The following is an 18621-nucleotide window of genomic DNA, read 5'->3' as shown; positions in this document are numbered from 1 at the left end:
TCACTGAGCGTCGAGGTCGAGTAGACGTGTCACGAAGTCATTCAGATCTGTGCATACCCAGGTCTTGGGAAACGCCGAGCGCACCGGGATTTCGCAATCGGTCCCGTTACCCGTGCGTACCAGCGCGGTCTGACATCCGGCACGAGCGCCGGCGTCGATGTCCCGCAGGCTGTCGCCCACCATCCAGCTCTGTTGGAGATCATCGAGTCCGGCGGCGCGCTGAATGGCGAATAGCATGCCGGGCGCAGGTTTGCGGCAGCCACAGCCTTCATCGGGGCGGTGCGGGCAATACTCGATATGACAGATTGTGCCGCCCGCCTCGACAACCCGCTGGTTCATCCGGTGGTGAATCGCAGACAGCGTGGCATGGTCGTAATAGCCGCGACCGATGCCGGACTGGTTGGTGGCCACGGCGACGCGCCAGCCGGCGCGATTGAGCCTGGCGATCGCTTCCGGAGCGCCGGGCAGCGGCTGCCACTCGGCGGTGGATTTGATGTAATCCTTGGAGTCTCGATTGATGACGCCGTCGCGGTCGAGGATGACGATACCTGGCATGCGATGCTCCGTTCGGGTCGGGAAAGTCGAGGTACTGAGGGGGGCGTAACGGCGAAGCCATGCATGTTTCACGTGAAACGTTGCATCATCGGCGTCGTCCGGTTGGCTCACTAGTGGGCAGTCTATCGCGCTCTAAAGATGCGTTTATCTTGTTCAAGGTCTGCGGGGTCGGCGTGGTGTTACCGCTCGACGTCGGCTCATCGAGTGGTATCGCGCCCGCTATACCCATTGTTGATGGACGTCAGGTAGTCGAGCTGGGTCGATGGGAGGTCTCTCGCCTGTCACGAAAATCGTAAGCGTTACACCCCATCATGCCCGCAATTGAACGTCTCGGCTCCGATAAGAGGGAGCCCCAGCGGTGTACTGTCTCGCTTGCCCGGGCTCGCATGCGACTTCTTCAGGCATTGGCATCTGGGCTTCCAGGCGCGCTCCTGACAGCCTTCCGGCTATCGGCGGTGTCGAACGTTATGAGCGCCAGACAAGAAACCCGGCGCTGGGCCGGGTTTCTTGTTTCACGTGAAACATTGTGGCATCGATCCCGCTGCCTCACAGTTCATCAGCGTTGAGGCTCATGAACGTTGAAGCTCATCAGCGTTGAAGCTCATCAGCGTTGAAGCTCGGCGATGTCGGCAACTGCCAGGAAGAGCCCCTGCAGGGTCGCCAGCAGGGCGAGCCGGTTGGCACGCACGGCTTCATCGTCGGCGGCCACCATCACCTCGTCGAAGAACCGATCCACCGGGGCGCGAAGCGTCGCCAGGATGTCCAGTGCCTGCGCGTAGTCGGCCTCGCGGAAGAGTGGTTCAACCTGATCGCGGCAATCGTTCACGGCGTTGGCCAACGCGATCTCCGCTTCCTCGTTCAGCAGGCTGGCGTCGATCTGAGTACGACCGTCGTGGGCCTGCTTGGCGAGAATGTTGGCGACGCGCTTGTTGGCCGCGGCCAGCGCGGCGGCTTCCTCGCGCTGGGCAAAGCGGTGCACGGCGTGCAGTCGGCGCGCGAAGTCGAGGGGTCGGGTGACAGGACGCGCGCGAACCGCCAGGTAGACGTCAACCGGCAGTCCCTCGTCCTGAGCCCAGGCGCGGAAGCGATCCAGCATGTAGGTCAGAACGTCGTCGACCAGCCCTTCGGCCTTGGGCAGGTCGCGATGCTGGGAGGCGGCGAGTTCGAGCAGCTCGCGCAGGTCCAGGTCCAGCTCGCCCTTGATCAGGATGTTGAGCACGCCAATGGTGGCGCGCCGCAGTGCGAACGGGTCCTTGGCGCCGGTGGGGCGCTGGCCGATACCGAAGATGCCGGTCAGGGTGTCCAGCCGGTCCGCCAGGGCGATTGCCTTGCCGGTTGCGGTCTCGGGGATGGCGTCGCCGGCGAAGCGGGGCAGGTACTGCTCGTGGAGCGCCCCCGCGACCGCTTCGGGCTCGCCGTCGTAGCGCGCATAGTAGGTGCCCATGATGCCCTGCAGCTCGGGGAATTCGAGCACCATCTCGGTAACCAGATCGCACTTGGCGAGCTGGGCGGCACGAGCGGCGGCGGCGCTGTCACCGTCGATCTTGCCGGCGATGAAGCGAGCGATGACCTCGCTGCGCGTGGCCTTGTCGGCCAGCGTTCCCAGCTCGCGCTGGAATACCACATTGGCCAGCGCCTCGCGACGCGCTTCGAGCGTCTGCTTGCGGTCGGTCTCGAAGAAGAAGGCGGCGTCGGCCAGGCGCGGCCGGATCACCTTCTCGTTGCCGTAGATCACCTGCTGCGGATCGGCGCTCTCGATGTTGGCGACGGTGATGAACTGCGGCACTAGATTGCCGGCGTCGTCGAGCAGGTGGAAATACTTCTGGTTGGCCTTCATCGACGACACCAGACACTCCGCCGGCACTTCCAGGAAGCGCTCATCGAAGCTCCCGGTCAGCGCCACCGGCCACTCGACCAGGCCACTCACCTCTTCGAGCAACGATTCGTCGATCACTGCCGTCGCACCGTTGACCTCGGCCTCGGCCAGCACCTGCTCGCGGATACGCTCGCGGCGACGCGCCGGGTCGGCCAAAACGTAGGCCGTTTCCAGTGCCGAGGCGTAGTCGTCGGCGTGATCGAGCGCGATGGCTTCAGGGGCGTGAAAACGGTGGCCGTAGGTCTGTCGACCCGCCTCGAGCCCGAGCAGAGCGGCAGGTACCACCTGGTCGCCGTAGAGCGCTACCAGCCAGTGCACCGGGCGCGAGAATTCGACACGAGAGGCGCCCCAGCGCATGTTCTTGGGCACCGGCAGTGCGTTGACGGCCGCTGAGAGAATCGCCGGCAGCAGCGACTCGACCGGCTCGCCCTGTTGCTGCTCGCGATAGCCCAGCCATGTGCCCTTGTCGGTCTCCAGGTGAATGAGATCGTCGACGCTGACACCGCAGGAACGGGCGAAGCCCTCGGCGGCCTTGGTCGGGGCGCCATCCTTGAAGGCGGCGGCGAGCGCCGGGCCGCGTTTCTCGACCTCGCGATCCGGCTGCTTGTCGGCGAGCTGTTCGATGCGTACCGCCAGCCGGCGGGGCGAGGCGAGCGCTTGCGTGTCGCCCATGGCAACACCGGCATCGGCGAGGCCTTTCTGGACGCCGTCGCGCAGGGCGCCGGCGAGCTCGGTGAGCGCGCTCGGCGGCAGCTCTTCGACGCCCAGTTCGATCAGTAGGGTGTTGGCTGCCATGCTCATGCGTCTCCCGAATTGGTGTCGTTGGTGTCTTGCAGCAGTTCACGACGCAGTGCCTCGGGCGCCAGCGGGAACCCGGCCGCCTCGCGGGAGGCGTAGTAGGCATGGGCAACATCGCGGGCGAGTGCGCGAACGCGCAGGATATAGCGCTGACGCTCGGTGACCGAGATGGCGTGGCGTGCGTCGAGCAGGTTGAAAGTGTGAGATGCCTTGAGCACCTGCTCATAGGCCGGCAACGGTAGGCTCGCAGCCAGCAGCTTGTTGCACTCGCTCTCGCAGTGGTCGAACGCTTCGAAGAGGTAAGGAACGTCCGCGTGCTCGAAGTTGTAGGTGGACTGCTCGACCTCGTTCTGAAGGAAGACGTCGCCATAGGTGACGCGAGTGCCGTCAGGGGCGATGGTCCAGACCAGATCGTAGACGCTGTCCACGTCCTGCAGGTACATGGCGATGCGCTCGAGGCCGTAGGTCAGCTCGCCGGTAACCGGGTAGCACTCGATACCGCCGGCCTGCTGGAAATAGGTGAACTGGGTCACTTCCATGCCATTGAGCCAGATCTCCCAGCCAAGGCCCCAGGCCCCCAGTGTGGGCGACTCCCAGTTGTCCTCGACGAAGCGAATGTCGTGAACCAGTGGGTCGAGGCCGAGCCGCTCCAGCGAGCCCAGGTAGAGCGCCTGAAAGTTCTCCGGCGAAGGCTTCATCACCACCTGGAACTGGTAATAGTGTTGCAGCCGATTGGGGTTCTCGCCGTAGCGCCCATCGGTCGGGCGGCGCGACGGTTGGACGTAGGCCGCGTTCCAGCTCTCCGGACCAATCGAGCGCAGGAAAGTCGCCGGGTGAAAAGTGCCGGCGCCGACCTCCATGTCGAGAGGCTGGAGGACCACGCAGCCCTGTTCAGCCCAGTATTGCTGCAGGGCGAGGATCAGCCCCTGAAAGGTTTTCGCATCTGCCGTCGACTCTGTCATTGACTGCGTACCGTTGCCCATGAATTCGTGAGCCGCCAAGTATACAATTAGCGCTCAATCGGTTATAGGCACGGCGTGCCGGGTCTTGCATGGATCGAGCGGCGCGGCGAATGCCCGCCGACGGTCGTCGCTTCCCGCCCACCGGCTCGAGACAGGAGAATTCGCGCATGATCGTAGTCACCGGCGGTGCCGGCTTCATCGGGGCCAATCTGGTCAAGGCACTCAACGCGCGTGGCCATCAGGACGTTCTGGTGGTCGACGATCTCAGCGACGGCACCAAGTTCGTCAATCTGGCCGACTGTACCCTGGGCGACTATCTCGACAAGGATGACTTCCTCGAGCGCGTGAAAGCGGCGCTTCGCGGCGAGGTCAGCGCCGGGTTGCCGCCCATCGAAGCGATTTTCCACGAAGGCGCCTGCTCGGATACCACCGAGTGGGACGGACGCTTCATGCTGGAAAACAACTTCGAGTACTCCAAGGTGCTGCTCGAATACTGCCAGGCCAAGCGCATCCCGTTTCTCTACGCCTCGTCGGCGGCGACCTATGGCGGCAGTGAGGTCTTCGTCGAGGACCCGCGGTTCGAGAAGCCGCTCAACGTTTACGGTTACTCGAAACTGTTGTTCGATCAGTACGTGCGGGCGCGCTGGGACGAGTTCACCAGCCAGGTCGTGGGCTTTCGCTATTTCAACGTCTACGGACCGCGGGAGTCCCACAAGGGCAAGATGGCGAGCGTGGCCTACCACCACCACAACCAGGTCGGGCGCGGCGAGAACCCCAGGCTATTCGGTGCCTGGGATGGCTACGAGGCGGGCATGCAGAGCCGTGACTTCATCTACGTCGGCGACGTGGTCGACGTCAATTTGTGGTGTCTGGACAACCCCGACGTCTCGGGCATCTTCAATCTCGGTACCGGCAGGGCGGAGCCATTCAAGGCGATCGCCGACACGGTGATCGACTACTACGCCGACAAGACCGACTTCGATGTGGAGATCGAGTACATCGACTTCCCGGACGAGCTCAAGGGGCGCTACCAGAGCCATACCCGTGCCGACATCGCACGCTTGCGCGAGGCGGGCTACGGCGCTGAATTCAAGACGGTGAACGAAGGCGTCACCGCCTACCTGGAATGGCTGAATGGCTGAAACCGGCAACTCGCCGCGTCTGCTGGTCGTCGGCCCCTCCTGGGTCGGCGACATGGTGATGGCGCAGAGCCTGTTCATGACGCTCAAGGCGCGCCACCCTGGCGCCACGCTGGGGGTGCTGGCGCCTGGCTGGTCGCTGCCGATTCTTGAGCGCATGCCCGAGGTCGACGAAGCGATCGCGCTCGACGTGAAACACGGTGAATTCGGCTGGCGGACACGGCGGGAGGTCGCCCGGGGGCTCAAGGGACGCTTCGACCGCGCGATCGTGCTGCCTCGTTCGCTGAAATCGGCGCTGGTGCCGTTTCTCGCGCGCATTCCGCTGCGCACCGGCTTCACCGGCGAGCAGCGCTACGGGCTGATTAATGATCGCCGTCGCCTCGACAAGACCGTGCTCGATCAGACCGTCAAACGTTTCGTGGCGCTCGGATTCTCTTCCGAGGAGGCCGCAACGGGGAAGTTTCCGTTGCCCTCGCCGGCGCTTCGCGTCGACCCGGCTCGCCAGCGTGCGCTCCGCGCCGAGCTCGGCCTCGGTCAGCGGCCGGCCATCGGCATGATGCCCGGCGCGGAGTATGGCCCGGCCAAACAGTGGCCGCTTGCGTACTTTCGCGAACTCGCCGAGACGCTCATCGCCCAGGGCTATGGCGTCTGGATACTCGGCGGGCCGAAGGATGCCGACGCCGGCGAGACGATCAGCGACGGTCTCGACGACGTTCACAATCTGTGTGGCCGAACCCAGCTGGCGGATGCGGTGGACCTGCTCGCCGAGTGCGAGCAGGTGGTCACCAACGACTCCGGTCTGATGCACGTCGCCGCCGCGGTGGGAACGCGCATACAGGCCCTCTACGGCTCCTCCTCGCCGCGTTACACGCCACCGTTGACCGGCAACGCCGACATTCATTACCTGGCGCTCTCCTGCTCGCCCTGTTTCGAAAGAACCTGCCCGCTGGGGCATCGCAACTGTTTAAGGCAGATGCCGCCGCACATCGTGCTGACGAAGATAAAAGACTGATCACCGAGAGGCTTTGCCGCTTATTTCTCTCGGTGCCCGGGGAGAGTGGTTAATTTAGTATTTTTCTCAATTAACGTTATGAAACTGCATCAAAAACGCCATGCCGCTTTTCTTGACGCCGGCAATGTCTATGGTTCGGTTGGAGTCCAGCGTGCCAGGCAGGTCTTCTACCGCTGTGTCTCGTGGTATGATTGGCAGCCCAGTTTCCTGGCCAATCAATCTCGCTCGATGATCCACACTCAGTATGATTGAGCGATTGCCGTAGTGCAGCGCATGTATACCACCATGCAGTCTCGTACCTATGACATCCATACCTCCGCACGCAAGATGGTTGTCATACGCTTCTATATTAGGAGCAATCAATTTGATGCTGTCGGTGTTGATCAATGACTGGAGATAACTCAGATCATTCGATTGCTGAATCCAAAAAGCCAGATTGTCATACTCACTTTTGAGAAACGCGATAATCTCACGGTCTTTTTCTGGGTTTTTCCTATAGTGAGTGAGAGAGAAAGTGGCCCATTGTCGCTGGGCGGGCTGTGATTTTATTTCGTCAGGAAGATCCCATAAAGTATGACAACTTGTATTGATGGCTTCATGCCCACAAGCCCGCACTAGGCTTGCGGCAAGGTTGTCGCGCACCGAGTGTTTGTAATTAGGGTTTAGTAGCCGTTGCCAACGTTTCTTTTGGCGCCGCTCTAGAGTTTGACTTGATCCTTTAGCGCCGACACCATAGAGGACGATTTTCCCCCGCATTGCCTCGACATCTTCCTAAGACATGGGCAAGTGGCCCTTTTTTCCTCGATAGACTGCTGATAGGGCATTGCTACCCAGTAGAAACACCAAGTCTGCTGATGTAGTTAAGCTGCGTCCCCGTCTACCCAGGCCATCATGGCTAGAAGAGGTTGTGAAGTATGCTTCGGGGAACCATCGGCGCAACTGATCCCTAGCATGGCGGACAATGATTTCATCGCCAATGTTATCCGTAGCGACAGAGGTGTCCAGTAAATGGATTTTTTGCATGCGGCGTTCAACAATTGAATTTGTTTTAAGATAAAATCGATAACTTGTTTGGGGCGTGTCTTATTTTGATTGAGGTGTCTTATAGGTCAATGGGCAGGCCTTTCTGCTTCGAAGAAAATTCTTTAGCTGTTTTTCAATTTGAAGAATGCGTTCGACTTTGTCTCGGGACTGGGTGTGAATTTCGCCGACTGCATCAGGAAAAATGATGGCCGCGCATTTCAAATAAGCTTTCTTATAAGGGTGAAATGTCACAGATTTCCATGGTTTGCTTTTTGCTAGAAAATGAATGATCCCAGGTTGTTGTATGGCTTCGACAAATTCATGGCGCGAATACCCGGTTTCAATGGTCTTTGCTTTCTCCACCTTGCTCCAGGCGCTGGGTTGAAGATTCCAGCGAAGCGGTAGACGTTTCCACTGGTTGCGGAGCGTCAAGTTGAGGGCATCCTGGTCTAGGTACTGCAAGCTTTCGTTTTGCGTCCTCATGCACTCAAATAGGGCGGTTTCGACATCGCTAGCCCGCCATGCCGCCAAATCAATTAATAGGATGCCGGCATTGAAATAGCTTTGTCGATCAATGGAGAGTCCTCTAGGCGCGATTCCCAGGTTTTCGACTGCGCCTATAATCTTGCCATCCAGCGCGACTTGCCAAAGTTTAGTGACGTCGTCTGCAACAAGTACATCACAATCGAGATAGATGACTTTATCGATGTGCTTGGGGAGTAAGCTGGCTACAGCCAAGCGATAGTAGGTCGCAATGCCGTAGCGTTTTATTGTAAAGCCTTGAAAGATTTTTTTGTCCGGCATCAGCCAAGTTATTGTCGCCTGATAGCTGGCAACTAATTCTTCCAGTCGCGTTTTCGTGACTGACGCGATCCCCGCATCCAGAATATAAAAATCTAGGCGCTGCGGAATAGGCGTTTTATCCAGACAAGAAAAGATGACCACACCCATCCATGAGGCGTAGTTGTCATCACTAGCCAGCACCAAGCTGATCCTGTCTTGAGCTATGTTGGTCATCGTTTTGCCAAGATGTGCGAAAATGGAAGCGGAGATATATTGCCCGTTCCAAAAACGTTAAGCAAAGGAGTGTAGGCGCTGATAATGACCCAACGAATTCTCTTGGTCGTACGCAAACTCAGCATCGGGGGCATCGAGCGTGTCACCGTCAACCTCGCCAATGTCCTGGCGAGGGAAGGGCATGATGTCCATGTGCTGGTACTCAAGGGCGGTCATGAGCTGGCCCCGGACGCCGGCGTTACGGTACACCGACGGGATTTCGACAAGGCGTTTCGCCGAACGGGAGTGGGGCTCGCCTACGACCTCGTGACCCGGGCACTGCTCAAGCCGCTAATGCCGGGGTCCGGTTTTCTCTGGCGCGGCTGGTACGGCGGTGGTTATCTCAAGCGATTCGTCGAGACGCTCGAGCGCGAGCATGGCCCCGTGGACCGGGTGATCATGCGCGGTCAGGGCGCCTTCGAAACCGTCTGGTCCTGGCGCGATCCGCGGCTATGGCAAGTGACTGTCTCCTGGCCGGGCAGCTACGGCGGTCGGCTCAAGGGGGTCTATCTGCGGCGACTCTACGCGGGCAAGCAGGTCGTCTGTAACACGCCGAACGTGCGTGAGCAGCTGGATAAGCAGCTCGCGCACCACGCCATTCGGCCGGCGCGCTGGGCGACGATCATGAATCCCTGCGATATCGAGTCCATCCGGCGTCAAGCCGACGAGCCCGTCGAGCTGCCGGCCCGCCCCTTCGTGGTCCATGTCTCGAGACTGTCGGATGTCAAACGTCAGGACGTGCTGCTGCGCGCCTACGTCGAGTCGAACATCGAAGAGGATCTGGTGATCGTTGGCGATGGGCCCAAGCGTGAGACGATCGAGCAGCTCATCGACGAGCTCGGCATTGCGCACCGCGTGCATCTGCTGGGGAGTCGCCCCAACCCCTATCCGTGGATGAAGCACGCGCGGCTCTTCCTGCTCAGCTCGCGCAGCGAGGCTTTCGGGATCGTGCTGGCGGAGAGCATGATCTGCGGCACGCCCTGCGTGGCGGTGGACTGCCCCGGTGGCGTGCGCAACGTGCTGATCCATGATCAGGCGCGGTTGATCGCCGACAACTCGGTGGCAGGGCTGGCGACGAAGATCCGCGAGGGCCTGGTCAGGCCGCCGGTACTCGCCGATGACCCGGAACTGGTCGAGCGCTTTCGGGATACCCGCATCATGGCGCAGTTTCTTGCTCTGCCGACCGCGAACGGCACCGGCGCCCCCGCCTGAGACGGGTGACTCGAGGGGGCTACACTCGTTGGCGGCGCGCTCGAGTCGGCGGCCAACTATGTAGCAGGCTTATAAAATGCTAGGATGAAGCCGTTAAAAGAACGCTGTTTGATAACACTCCTTTCACCCAACCCATGAGTTTGTGATGGCGCGCGCTCCCCGTACTGCCACGCCGCCGAGGCTAGCCGCCGACGACGCAGCGTTTCGTGACCTGCTCGACCCCCGCATGAAGTGGGGCGTTCGGCGTGCGCGCTGGCAGGCGGGACTGCGCGATGGGGTCGAGCGCGGTATCGGCCAGCCGCTCGAAGCCTGGCTCTACCGCTGGTGGGCAACGGGTCGCGGTGATCGAGTGGCGGCGTGGGGGTTGCCGCGGCGGCGCCTCGAACGCGAGCTGGGCGAGTCGCTCACCTTGGAGGTCGACCCGCGCTTACTCATTCGGGATTTCAACGCCAAGGGTGTCGGCGGCAAGAAGCCCTCCTCCTCGGCGTTCATCTGGGATGGGGACTGGGATCGCTCGCGCGGCGACCTGCGCCGCGGGTCGCGCTATCGCTTCATCAGCGACCTGGATATCCACCGCGATGACCTCACCCAGACCGAACGCTTTCAGCAGTTACGCTCGCGGCTCGCCTCAGGCCGGCCCTGGTCTTCCTACCAGCAGGGGCTGCTGCTCGACACGGAAGCCAAGATTATCGCCTATCTGCAGACCTATCTCGCTTTTCTCGACGACATGGCCGTGCGTGGCTTCGACGCCGAGCGTGGCAAGGATGAGCTCGGCGTTGCCGTAACTCGCGATGGGCGTCTGCTCAAGATCAATCGTGGCCTGCATCGACTCGCTATGGCCCAGCGCCTGGGGCTTCCCCGGGTGCCGGTGCGCGTACGCGCGGTGCACCGCCAGTGGTGGGATCAGGTCACCACGGGCGCCCGGGGCGAGACGGCCTTGGCACGGGTGCGCGCGGCGCTGCCGAGCTGCGTGCCCGAATCCGAGCCGGGGGATCTTCACCCGCTCGCCGATGCCGGCCCCTTCGAGTGGCCCGCGCCGCGCCATGCCTTTGTGACCGATCCCCCTGACGGCCAGACGTGATTCGGTAACGGCGCGCCCGCGCCCTCAGTTGACGCCGTTCCAGAGCCGTTCCTGAAGCCGATTTTCGTCGCGGACCCGGCGGTTCATCGTCTCCAGCGAGTGGCGCTCGATCAGCGTCGGCGCCGCCGAGAAAAGCGAGACACCAAGTCCGGCGCGATGCTCCGGCACGCTGAAGCCCATCGCTTCGAGTACCGTCGGCAGCACGTCGACCATGGTCGCTCGGCGTTCGATCACCCGCGAGTTGAGCGAGTCGCCGAGCATGATCAGCGTGTTCTCCCGCGGCTCGTTGACCAGCGTCTCCCACGCTGAGTTCTTCATCGACAGGTGGTCGCTGGCGACGACGACGACGGTGTTGTCGAGCAGTCCCTCGTCGTCCAGGCGATCGATGAAGTTCTTCACCAGCCAGCCGGTACACTTCACCGAGTAGAGAATGTCGGTGCCGTCGAAGGCTCCCTGATTGTCGATGCAGGACTGGGAGGGGTTGCCGAACGGCGGATGAGCGGCGAGCGTCAGCCCGAAGAAGGCGTAGGGCTGGTCGCTGTCGTGCAGGCGGCGAATGCGTGTCTCCGCCAGTCCCAGCAGGGTGTCGTCATACAGCCCCCAATCGTTGAGATAGCCCGGCGGCGCCTTGTCCTCGAGTTCGTCCTTGCCCAGCACGGTATCGAAGCCGTGGTCGGCGTAGAACTTGTTCTTGCCGGCGAAGCGGGTACTGGCGCCTCCCATGTAGGTCAGGTGGTAGCCACGATCATGGAGCAGGTCACCCAGGCAGTCCGCGCCGGGCAGCACCTTGGAGAGCGGCTCGAACTGGTTGTCGTGCATCAGCCCGGCCGGCATCAGCGGGGTGCCGCACTGACTCGCGACCATGCCGCCCATGGTCCAGCCGGTGTTGTCGAGCTGCTTCACGCCCTTGAACACGACGCCCCGGCGACCGAGGGCGGTGAGATCCTCGTAGACGTCGCCGAACTTGTCGGTATCGGCGTAGGTGCGCTCGGTGCTCTCCAGGTAGAGGTAGATCAGGTTGGGCGGATTGGCCGGCTCCGACTCGATCGCCGGCGAGAGGTAGCGGTCATTGAGCCAGGATTCGTCGTCATCGATCGCTGAGGCGCCGCGGAGCGACAGGCCGAACAGTAGCGGATTGAAAGCGATCAGTAAGAGCGTCAGTACGCGCTCCCAGAGTCGCCAGCGATGATCGGCCCGCACCAGCCACGTCACCGACACGAGCATCACACTCGCCGCCAGGGCGTAGAGTACGCCAGCGATCTGTCGGTCGGTGCTGCCGTTCTCCTCGATGCCTGCCTGCAGATGGAAGATGACCGCGCCGAGATCGAGCTGGCCGAAGCTGTCGTCCAGATAGACGTAGACCCACCAAAGCACCAGCGGCACCAGCGACCAGGGCAGCGGTCGGCGCGTGGCGCTACGTTGTGACGAGTGACCCCAGCGAAAGCCGTAGGCGAGCGCCAACCAGGCAAGGGTAACGGCGACCGGCGTCCACCAGGGGAAGACGCCAATCACCATGATGGCGTAGCCGATGCACAGGCCGATATAGGCGAGCGCGCACCAGCGACGGGTATTGCGGGATACGGTCATGACGCGATTGGATCCATGAACATCTCATTGCCTCGGCAGCAGGCGCCGAGGGTCGAGCTTGTGTGACGTTAGCATCACGCAATCCAGACAGGTCAGCGGGCACAAGGTTCCGCCGACCGGCTCACTGGAGGGCGCTCGGCACCGCGTAGGTGACGTTCAGCGAGCGTGGCGAAGGGCAACGTCGGCGTCGTGGCGCTCGAGCGCGAGCTCGATCAGCCGTGAGACCAGCGCCGAGTAGCCAAGGCCGCTGGCCTGCCAGAGCTTGGGGTACATGCTGATGCGGGTGAAGCCCGGCAACGTATTGATCTCGTTGACCACGATCTCGCCGCTGGCGGTCAGAAAGACATCCACGCGGGCGAGGCCGGCGCACCCGAGCACCTCGAATACGCGCACCGCCAGCGCCCGGATGCGTTCGCTGGCGTCTTCGTCGATCGCCGCCGGCACGGCAACGCGGGCGGCGTTCTCGTCCAGGTACTTGGTGTCGTACGAATAGAAACCGTCGTCGACGACGATCTCGCCGCACACGCTCGCCTCGGGCGTCTCGTTGCCGAGCACCGCGCACTCGATCTCGCGCCCCGACACGGCGGCCTCGACCAGCACCTTGTGATCGAAGGCGAGAGCCAGCTCCAACGCCTGCTTCAGCGCCTCGGCGCTCTCGGCGCGACTCACGCCCACTGACGATCCCTGATTGGCGGGTTTGACGAACAGCGGCGTACCCAGCTCGGCGACGAGGGCGCTAAAATCGGCATCGACAGCGCTGCGGCGGGTAAAGGTGACGAAGGGTGCCACCGCGATGCCCGCATCGCGCAACAGGCGCTTGGTGACATCCTTGTCCATGCCAGCGGCGGAGCCGAGCACGCCTGCGCCGACGAAGGGTAGATTGGCCATGCGCAGTAAACCCTGGAGCGAACCGTCCTCGCCCAGCGTGCCGTGAACGATGGGGAAGATCACGTCGAACTGGCCGAGCGTATCCGGGGTGTCCAGCGCCACCAGCTGCTCGTGCTCGCGCCCCGGCACCAGCGCGAGGCTGCCGGGCGAGGGCGCCAGCGCGATATGGCGCGGGTCATCGGCGTCGACGAGAAAGTTGTCGGCATCGTTGATATGCCACGTTCCCTGCTTGTCGATGCCGATCACGGTCACCGCGAAACGCTCGCGATCCAGCGCATCGACGATATTCTTCGCCGACTGCAGCGATACCTCGTGCTCGGCGGATTTGCCGCCGCAGATCACTCCGACCCGAATTTGACTCATGAAACCGCTCCGCTCATTGATGACTGGCGATGCCGTCGAGACGCGATGTCGTCGCGACAATCCGATGGGCGACATCTTGCCATGTTCGCGATGGGGCGTGCCGCTGTACTGATCGGCTCGCCAGGGCTCATACGTCGCGTCCGGCGACGATGGCCCGGTAGTGTTCGAGATAGCTCGCCGCCATGGCCGCCGGCGTGAAGGCTGTCAGGCGCCGACGCGCCGTGGCGGCAAGACGTACACGTCGCGCGGGGTCGTCGAGCAGGGCACTGAGCGCCTCGGCCAGCGCCGCGGCGTCGTCCGGCGCGACCAGCAGCCCGCTGGCATCGTGCTCGATCAGATCCGGAATGCCATCGACCTGGCTTGCGACGATGGGAACGCCGTGATCCATGGCGTCGAGCAGCGTCGAGCCGAGCCCCTCGTTGCGCGACGGAAAGGCGAACAGCGTCATGATCTCGAGATAGTCGCCGACGTGGGGGGTGAATCCCTCCCACACCACGTTGTCCAGATCCTCGCTCTCGGCCTTCAGCGCCTCGGCGTCCTCGCCCTCGCCGAGCAGCAGAAAGCAGAGCTCGGGGCGGCGGGACTGTAGACGTCTGGCAGCCTCGAGCAGTACCCGCTGGCCCTTGTGGCGATCGACCAGTGCGCCTACATGTCCGATCACCACACGGCCCGCGAAGCGCTCGCGCAGCGCCGCGACCCGCGCCGGGTCGCTCGGTGCCCCGGAGAGCACGCTGGGTATCCGGGCTACCGGGCACCAGTGGCGCTCGCGCAGGTGCGTCTCGATCACCGAGGAGATGGCGACGGCCAGCGCCGCGCCGCGATAGGTGAGCCGGTTGAACGCCTTGTCCTTGACCGGCTGCGGCACCCGCCGGGTCAGTAGATAGGGCGAGCCTTTCAGACGCTGCTCGAGCCATGCCCAGTGCACGGCCTTTGCCTCATGGGCGTGAACCACGTCGGCCCGGGGCTGGCGGTGCCCGGCAAGGGCATGATCGGCATCGATCAGGGTGACATCGGTGGCGCCGAGCGCGTCACGCAGGGGGGAGTCCCGTCGGCAGACCAGGCTCTGGGTAATGCCTGTGTCACTGGCGTCGCTGGCCAGCGCCTCGATCAGCAGCAGCGTCTGGCGCTCGCCGCCGCGAAAGCCGCGGGCCAGATTGACGTGGCGCACGTGGAGGGGGGAAGGCCCGTCTCGAGTCGGTGTGCCCGGCGGCGGGCCATCCTGTGAGGAATCTAGGGTCACGCTCACCACACCTTGTCGAAGTCGGTGGCCTCGCGGACCTTGGCGTCGCGTTGGAGTTCAAGCAGCTTGGCGTACTTGAGATAGGCATTGACCCCGGCGGAGAGCGCCACCGACATCCCGTCGAGTCCGCCGACGAAACCGCGCTGGAACAGGTACTTGCGTACGAAGGCGTTGGCACCGTGCAGTGCCGGCGAGGCCGCATTGGCACGTTTGCCCTTGGCATACATGATTTTGGCGGCGCGGTTGGAGAAGCGTCCGCTCGCCTTGCCGAAGAGTTCACCCAGGTTGGCAAAGGAGTAGTGTTCGAGATCGGCATCGAGACGCGCCGGTTGGCTCGCCGGAATGGAGGCATGCTGGCGGCTCTCGGAGAAATTGCAGCGCTCGCGGTCAAACAGCCGCAGGCAGTAGTCCGGATACCAGCCGCAGTGGCGCACCCAACGGCTGCCGATGAAGTTGCGCCGGCGCAGGGCGAAGGCATCGTTGGGGGTGGTTTCGAGATCGAGCGCGGCGATCGCCGCGACGGCGCCGTCCGTCAGCCGCTCGTCGGCGTCCAGCGAGAGCACCCAGCGGTGAGTCGCCGCCACGGGGCCCACCCGCTTCTGTGGGCCGTCGCCCAGGTAGGGCTGGTGAATGATGCGGGCCCCTCGGGCTTCGGCGCGGGCAACGGTCGCGTCCGTGGAGCCGGAGTCGACCACGATCAGCTCCTCGCATACCCGGGCGAGCGAGTCGAGACAGGCCTCGATGTTGTCGGCTTCGTCGAGGGTGATCACCACACCGGTGATGGCGGCCATGGACACTCCTGGTTCGCTGGCGGGTAGAAGGGTGGGATAGACGCCGGAACGTCGGCTCATTGTACGCGCCCGGCGGGGGCGTGCTAGCCGCTGGCGGCAGCGTCAGCCTGATAGCCGTCACGTAGCGCCTGGTACAACGAGGCGGCTCGCGCCGGCGCGAAGCGCTCGAGCGACCGGGCCAGACGCGCGAGATTGCGCTCCCGCCAGGCGCCTTGCCGGCGTAACCGGCAGCGGTCGAAGTCGATCAGCCACACCCTGTCGTCAGCGTCGATCAGCACGTTGCGGGCATTGAGGTCGACGTGGTCGAGGCCGGCGTCATGGAAGCGGCGGATGGTGCGGCCGACCTCGGCGAGCAGCGCCGGCGACGCGGTCTCGAGTCGCGTCTCCAGCGCCTGCGTTTGCGGCAGGCGAACGGTGATCAGCGCGCCGCGATAGGTCGCGCCGTGATGAATCACCAGGGCGGCGACCGGCGCCGGCACCGGCAGCCCGCGCGCATGCAGGGTGCGGGTCAGGCGCAGCTCGCGAAAGGCGCGGGTGCGCTCCCGGCCCGGCCAGACGTAGCGCGCTCGGCTCACTCGCGCCGCCATCCCGCCGCGGCGGTAAGGACGAACCACCCACGCCTGCTCGGCGACCTGAAGGAACAGGCTGTCGCCGCGCCCCGGCGCGGAGCCGGTGACGAGGCCGCGTGCCTGCCACGCCGCCGGCTCGAGCCACGCGGGGCCGGGCGGTGGCAGCGTCGGGTCGTCGGGCTGAGCGAGACGCTGCGTATCGTATAAGATGTGTGTGCCGTGGCAGCGGTAGGTCGTCAGCGACATGCTCAGCGTTGGCCTGGTTCGGTAAAAGGAAGTCGTCGCGCCAATGCGCGTGCAGGCGGGGGACAAAGCGCCTCGACCGGGTCGTTGGCCACTGTTCAGAGGCGCTGGCATTATAACGGCGACCATCGCGTCTGACATGTCTTGCGACCGCCGATGCCGACTCACACCGAGTGATCCGTTGCCACTCATCTCGAACTCGAAAGGAAGCCCCGTGACCGACGACTCCCAAGCGCCGCTGGCGGTGATCGCCATTCGTCAGGTGGAGAAGAGTACCGGCGCGAGCCGCAATGCCTTCGAGCAGGCGAGAGCCCTCAGGACGTTGGGCTATCGCGTGGTGATTCTCGCCGAGCGCGGGCGGCAAGCGCTCGCCGAAGGCGCTGGCGCACGGCTGGTTCGGCTCTGGCGCTGGCCGCTCAAGGGGCCGTTCCGGCGCTTCTGGTTCAACCGCCGGGTGACGGCGTGGTGCCGCCGCCATGCCCCGGCACTGCTGATAAGTCACGGCGATGTCGAGACGCCGGATACGGTCTACATGCACAATTGCGTGCATCTCGCCAGCCAGTTGATTCACGGCCGCGAGCTGCCGGCGGGGCACGAGGTCGCAGCGATTCATGACCATGTCCTGAGCGGCGGTCGGTTTCGTCAGGTCGCGGTCAATTCGCGGCTGATGGCCGAGGAGTTTCAGCGCCGCTACGCCATCGACCCGGCCAAGATCGAGATTAGCTACCCGGGCTACGACCCGGAGGTCTTCAACCCCGACAGGGCACGGGCGGGGCGGGACGAGCGCCGCCGCGAACTTGGCGTGGCACCCGGTACGGCGCTGATCGGGCTGATCACCTCCGGCAATTTTCCCAAGCGCAATGTCGCCGGCTTCGTCGAGATGGCCGCCGCGCTCGAGGCCCGCCGGCCGGGACACTATCACTTTCTGGTCGTCGGCAAGGACGATGCCACCCCTTACCAGCGTCAGGCGGCGCAGGCCGGCCTGAGCGAGCGTTTTCTCTGGCGCTCGACCATCAGCGACGTCGAGACGCTCTACGGGGCGCTCGATCTCTTCGTGCTGCCGGCGCACATCGAAGAGTTCGGGCGCGTATCGCTGGAGGCGATGGCCTGTGCCACGCCGGTGCTGCTCTCGCGGACCACCGGTGCCGCCGAACTGCTGGAGGGTGAGCACGCCGACCTGATCATCGATAGCCACGATACTCAGGGCTTCGTCATGCGTATCGATGCTCTGATCGCAAGCGGCGAGGGCGAGGCGCTCGGGCAGAGGCTCGCCAGTCTGGTAACGCCTTACTCCTATGCGTGTCAGACAGAGAAGCTGAAATCGTCATTTTCGAAAATCAGGGAAAAGCGTGGTTAACACGCGAAGCCTTGCAGGCTATTGCGTTTAGAGAAAGCGCATAAAAAGCGTTCTTGCCCAGCCTCTTCGAAGGGCGGCTTTCTGAGAGCTATAGTTCTGGCTCCAGTAGGCTTCGTCTTTGACGCGTTTTGACTTTTTCTGCGCTCTGAAGTCCATGATGTCGCTGGAGGCTACAGACTCTGGTTGCTGTTGAGAGATCATGGGATAAGTGCCATAAGCTTTGAAGTTGCGGCAATAAAACCCATCAATCGCCTGCCCTTGATAGCGGGCCTTACTCAGCCTTTGGCAGCCTTTGCGCGACAGGATGTAAGCTTGTGTCCCCGTCAGTCGACACCGAACCACGTTCAAGAAGGGGATTGCCCACATCCTGCCTAGCATGCCTCCAAGATAAAAAATCTGAGGCTTTCTGAGTCGAAGGAATGCGTTGATTCTTTCGACTTGTTTTCGTGGTGTGGGCAATAAAGTCGCATCGTCTTCCAGGATTAGTACGTTTTTATAGTTTCGCTCCAGAGCAATCTTGGCACACAAGACATGAGAGTCGAAACACCCTCTTTCTCCGTTTTCAACGTCGCGCTCAACCAGTACGAACTCGACGTCGTTTTCCAGTCGAGAAAATTCCTCACTCAGAATTTTCCTGCGATCCTCTCTCTCCTTAAGGCTGATACAGAGAACGCCGTCGACATCTAGCTTGAGTGAATTCATATTAATACTTTCACGAAGTGGGGGTTGGAGGGTTTTTCATTTGAGTATGCTATGTTCTTCATAGTCTCTAATGGTATCACGCGCCGCAAGCTCAAGCAGTCGTGTTGTGAATGACCGGTTTTCGCCGCACTTGCACCTCGAGATAGGCCTATATCGTCGTTTTTTCT

Annotated in this window: 16 protein-coding genes; 5 read left to right on the top strand and 11 right to left on the bottom strand. The window is 62.7% G+C overall.

The window, feature by feature from the left end; all coding sequences use genetic code 11:
* The 3 genes from gmhB to glyQ form a co-directional block, all read right to left on the bottom strand.
* A complete protein-coding gene (gene gmhB / locus DOM41_RS04360) occupies window positions 1-555 on the bottom strand; it encodes a D-glycero-beta-D-manno-heptose 1,7-bisphosphate 7-phosphatase (protein ID WP_342588144.1) in 555 nt (184 codons plus the stop codon).
* 604 nt (window positions 556-1159) lie between these two features.
* On the bottom strand, window positions 1160-3226 hold the full coding sequence (glyS, locus tag DOM41_RS04355; protein ID WP_110685625.1) for a glycine--tRNA ligase subunit beta: 2067 nt from the start codon (window positions 3224-3226) through the stop codon (window positions 1160-1162).
* Between the two features lie 2 nt (window positions 3227-3228).
* Window positions 3229-4191 (bottom strand): glycine--tRNA ligase subunit alpha, encoded by a 963-nt coding sequence (gene glyQ / locus DOM41_RS04350; RefSeq protein WP_110685835.1) that lies wholly within the window; start codon window positions 4189-4191, stop codon window positions 3229-3231.
* A 167-nt stretch (window positions 4192-4358) separates the two neighbouring features.
* On the opposite strand from glyQ, the gene rfaD reads away from it, so the two are divergent.
* Together rfaD and waaF are read left to right on the top strand one after the other, a co-directional pair.
* Window positions 4359-5333: an ADP-glyceromanno-heptose 6-epimerase gene (rfaD, locus tag DOM41_RS04345; protein ID WP_110685624.1), complete on the top strand. Its 975-nt coding sequence runs from the start codon at window positions 4359-4361 to the stop codon at window positions 5331-5333.
* Entirely contained in the window at window positions 5326-6342 is a 1017-nt protein-coding gene (waaF, locus tag DOM41_RS04340) for a lipopolysaccharide heptosyltransferase II (protein ID WP_110685623.1), read from the top strand. The genes rfaD and waaF overlap by 8 nt, the downstream gene beginning before the upstream one ends.
* A gap of 66 nt (window positions 6343-6408) precedes the next feature.
* On the opposite strand, the gene DOM41_RS04335 is transcribed toward waaF, so the two are convergent.
* Together DOM41_RS04335 and DOM41_RS04330 are read right to left on the bottom strand one after the other, a co-directional pair.
* On the bottom strand, window positions 6409-7098 hold the full coding sequence (locus DOM41_RS04335) for a polysaccharide pyruvyl transferase family protein (protein WP_110685622.1): 690 nt from the start codon (window positions 7096-7098) through the stop codon (window positions 6409-6411).
* A gap of 327 nt (window positions 7099-7425) precedes the next feature.
* A complete protein-coding gene (locus tag DOM41_RS04330) occupies window positions 7426-8382 on the bottom strand; it encodes a glycosyltransferase family 8 protein (RefSeq protein ID WP_110685621.1) in 957 nt (318 codons plus the stop codon).
* An 84-nt stretch (window positions 8383-8466) separates the two neighbouring features.
* On the opposite strand from DOM41_RS04330, the gene DOM41_RS04325 reads away from it, so the two are divergent.
* The gene (locus DOM41_RS04325; RefSeq protein ID WP_110685620.1) at window positions 8467-9633 is read left to right on the top strand and encodes a glycosyltransferase; all 1167 of its coding nucleotides are present in this window, start codon (window positions 8467-8469) and stop codon (window positions 9631-9633) included.
* 145 nt (window positions 9634-9778) lie between these two features.
* Entirely contained in the window at window positions 9779-10714 is a 936-nt protein-coding gene (locus DOM41_RS04320; RefSeq protein ID WP_245391738.1) for a hypothetical protein, read from the top strand.
* A 24-nt stretch (window positions 10715-10738) separates the two neighbouring features.
* On the opposite strand, the gene DOM41_RS04315 is transcribed toward DOM41_RS04320, so the two are convergent.
* The 5 genes from DOM41_RS04315 to DOM41_RS04295 form a co-directional block, all read right to left on the bottom strand.
* Window positions 10739-12301, bottom strand: coding sequence for a sulfatase-like hydrolase/transferase (locus DOM41_RS04315; RefSeq protein ID WP_110685619.1), 1563 nt, complete (start codon window positions 12299-12301; stop codon window positions 10739-10741).
* A 156-nt stretch (window positions 12302-12457) separates the two neighbouring features.
* The gene (gene ddlA, locus DOM41_RS04310; RefSeq protein ID WP_110685618.1) at window positions 12458-13552 is read right to left on the bottom strand and encodes a D-alanine--D-alanine ligase; all 1095 of its coding nucleotides are present in this window, start codon (window positions 13550-13552) and stop codon (window positions 12458-12460) included.
* A gap of 127 nt (window positions 13553-13679) precedes the next feature.
* Complete coding sequence (locus tag DOM41_RS04305; protein ID WP_245391737.1) at window positions 13680-14792, bottom strand: glycosyltransferase family 4 protein; 1113 nt, start codon at window positions 14790-14792, stop codon at window positions 13680-13682.
* Between the two features lie 2 nt (window positions 14793-14794).
* Window positions 14795-15583 (bottom strand): glycosyltransferase family 2 protein, encoded by a 789-nt coding sequence (locus tag DOM41_RS04300; protein ID WP_110685617.1) that lies wholly within the window; start codon window positions 15581-15583, stop codon window positions 14795-14797.
* Between the two features lie 83 nt (window positions 15584-15666).
* Complete coding sequence (locus DOM41_RS04295) at window positions 15667-16398, bottom strand: 3-deoxy-D-manno-octulosonic acid kinase (RefSeq protein WP_110685616.1); 732 nt, start codon at window positions 16396-16398, stop codon at window positions 15667-15669.
* A 211-nt stretch (window positions 16399-16609) separates the two neighbouring features.
* On the opposite strand from DOM41_RS04295, the gene DOM41_RS04290 reads away from it, so the two are divergent.
* The gene (locus tag DOM41_RS04290; RefSeq protein ID WP_245391736.1) at window positions 16610-17752 is read left to right on the top strand and encodes a glycosyltransferase family 4 protein; all 1143 of its coding nucleotides are present in this window, start codon (window positions 16610-16612) and stop codon (window positions 17750-17752) included.
* Window positions 17753-17779: 27 nt separating this feature from the next.
* On the opposite strand, the gene DOM41_RS04285 is transcribed toward DOM41_RS04290, so the two are convergent.
* Window positions 17780-18454, bottom strand: coding sequence for a glycosyltransferase family 25 protein (locus tag DOM41_RS04285; protein ID WP_110685614.1), 675 nt, complete (start codon window positions 18452-18454; stop codon window positions 17780-17782).
* Window positions 18455-18621 lie beyond the last annotated feature (167 nt).

This window comes from Salinicola aestuarinus, assembly GCF_003206645.1.
GTDB classification, from domain to species: domain Bacteria; phylum Pseudomonadota; class Gammaproteobacteria; order Pseudomonadales; family Halomonadaceae; genus Salinicola; species Salinicola aestuarinus.
The sequence above is the reverse complement of the archived record's forward strand: the minus strand, read 5'-3'. Positions and strand labels throughout refer to the sequence as shown.

What these genes read in the sequence shown, in the direction of transcription:
- gmhB (WP_342588144.1), bottom strand. Translation starts at nt 555, where the DNA reads ATGCCAGGTATCGTCATCCTCGACCGCGACGGCGTCATCAATCGAGAC.
- glyS (WP_110685625.1), bottom strand. Translation starts at nt 3,226, where the DNA reads ATGGCAGCCAACACCCTACTGATCGAACTGGGCGTCGAAGAGCTGCCG.
- glyQ (WP_110685835.1), bottom strand. Translation starts at nt 4,191, where the DNA reads ATGACAGAGTCGACGGCAGATGCGAAAACCTTTCAGGGGCTGATCCTC.
- rfaD (WP_110685624.1), top strand. Translation starts at nt 4,359, where the DNA reads ATGATCGTAGTCACCGGCGGTGCCGGCTTCATCGGGGCCAATCTGGTC.
- waaF (WP_110685623.1), top strand. Translation starts at nt 5,326, where the DNA reads ATGGCTGAAACCGGCAACTCGCCGCGTCTGCTGGTCGTCGGCCCCTCC.
- DOM41_RS04335 (WP_110685622.1), bottom strand. Translation starts at nt 7,098, where the DNA reads ATGCGGGGGAAAATCGTCCTCTATGGTGTCGGCGCTAAAGGATCAAGT.
- DOM41_RS04330 (WP_110685621.1), bottom strand. Translation starts at nt 8,382, where the DNA reads ATGACCAACATAGCTCAAGACAGGATCAGCTTGGTGCTGGCTAGTGAT.
- DOM41_RS04325 (WP_110685620.1), top strand. Translation starts at nt 8,467, where the DNA reads ATGACCCAACGAATTCTCTTGGTCGTACGCAAACTCAGCATCGGGGGC.
- DOM41_RS04320 (WP_245391738.1), top strand. Translation starts at nt 9,779, where the DNA reads ATGGCGCGCGCTCCCCGTACTGCCACGCCGCCGAGGCTAGCCGCCGAC.
- DOM41_RS04315 (WP_110685619.1), bottom strand. Translation starts at nt 12,301, where the DNA reads ATGACCGTATCCCGCAATACCCGTCGCTGGTGCGCGCTCGCCTATATC.
- ddlA (WP_110685618.1), bottom strand. Translation starts at nt 13,552, where the DNA reads ATGAGTCAAATTCGGGTCGGAGTGATCTGCGGCGGCAAATCCGCCGAG.
- DOM41_RS04300 (WP_110685617.1), bottom strand. Translation starts at nt 15,583, where the DNA reads ATGGCCGCCATCACCGGTGTGGTGATCACCCTCGACGAAGCCGACAAC.
- DOM41_RS04295 (WP_110685616.1), bottom strand. Translation starts at nt 16,398, where the DNA reads ATGTCGCTGACGACCTACCGCTGCCACGGCACACACATCTTATACGAT.
- DOM41_RS04285 (WP_110685614.1), bottom strand. Translation starts at nt 18,454, where the DNA reads ATGAATTCACTCAAGCTAGATGTCGACGGCGTTCTCTGTATCAGCCTT.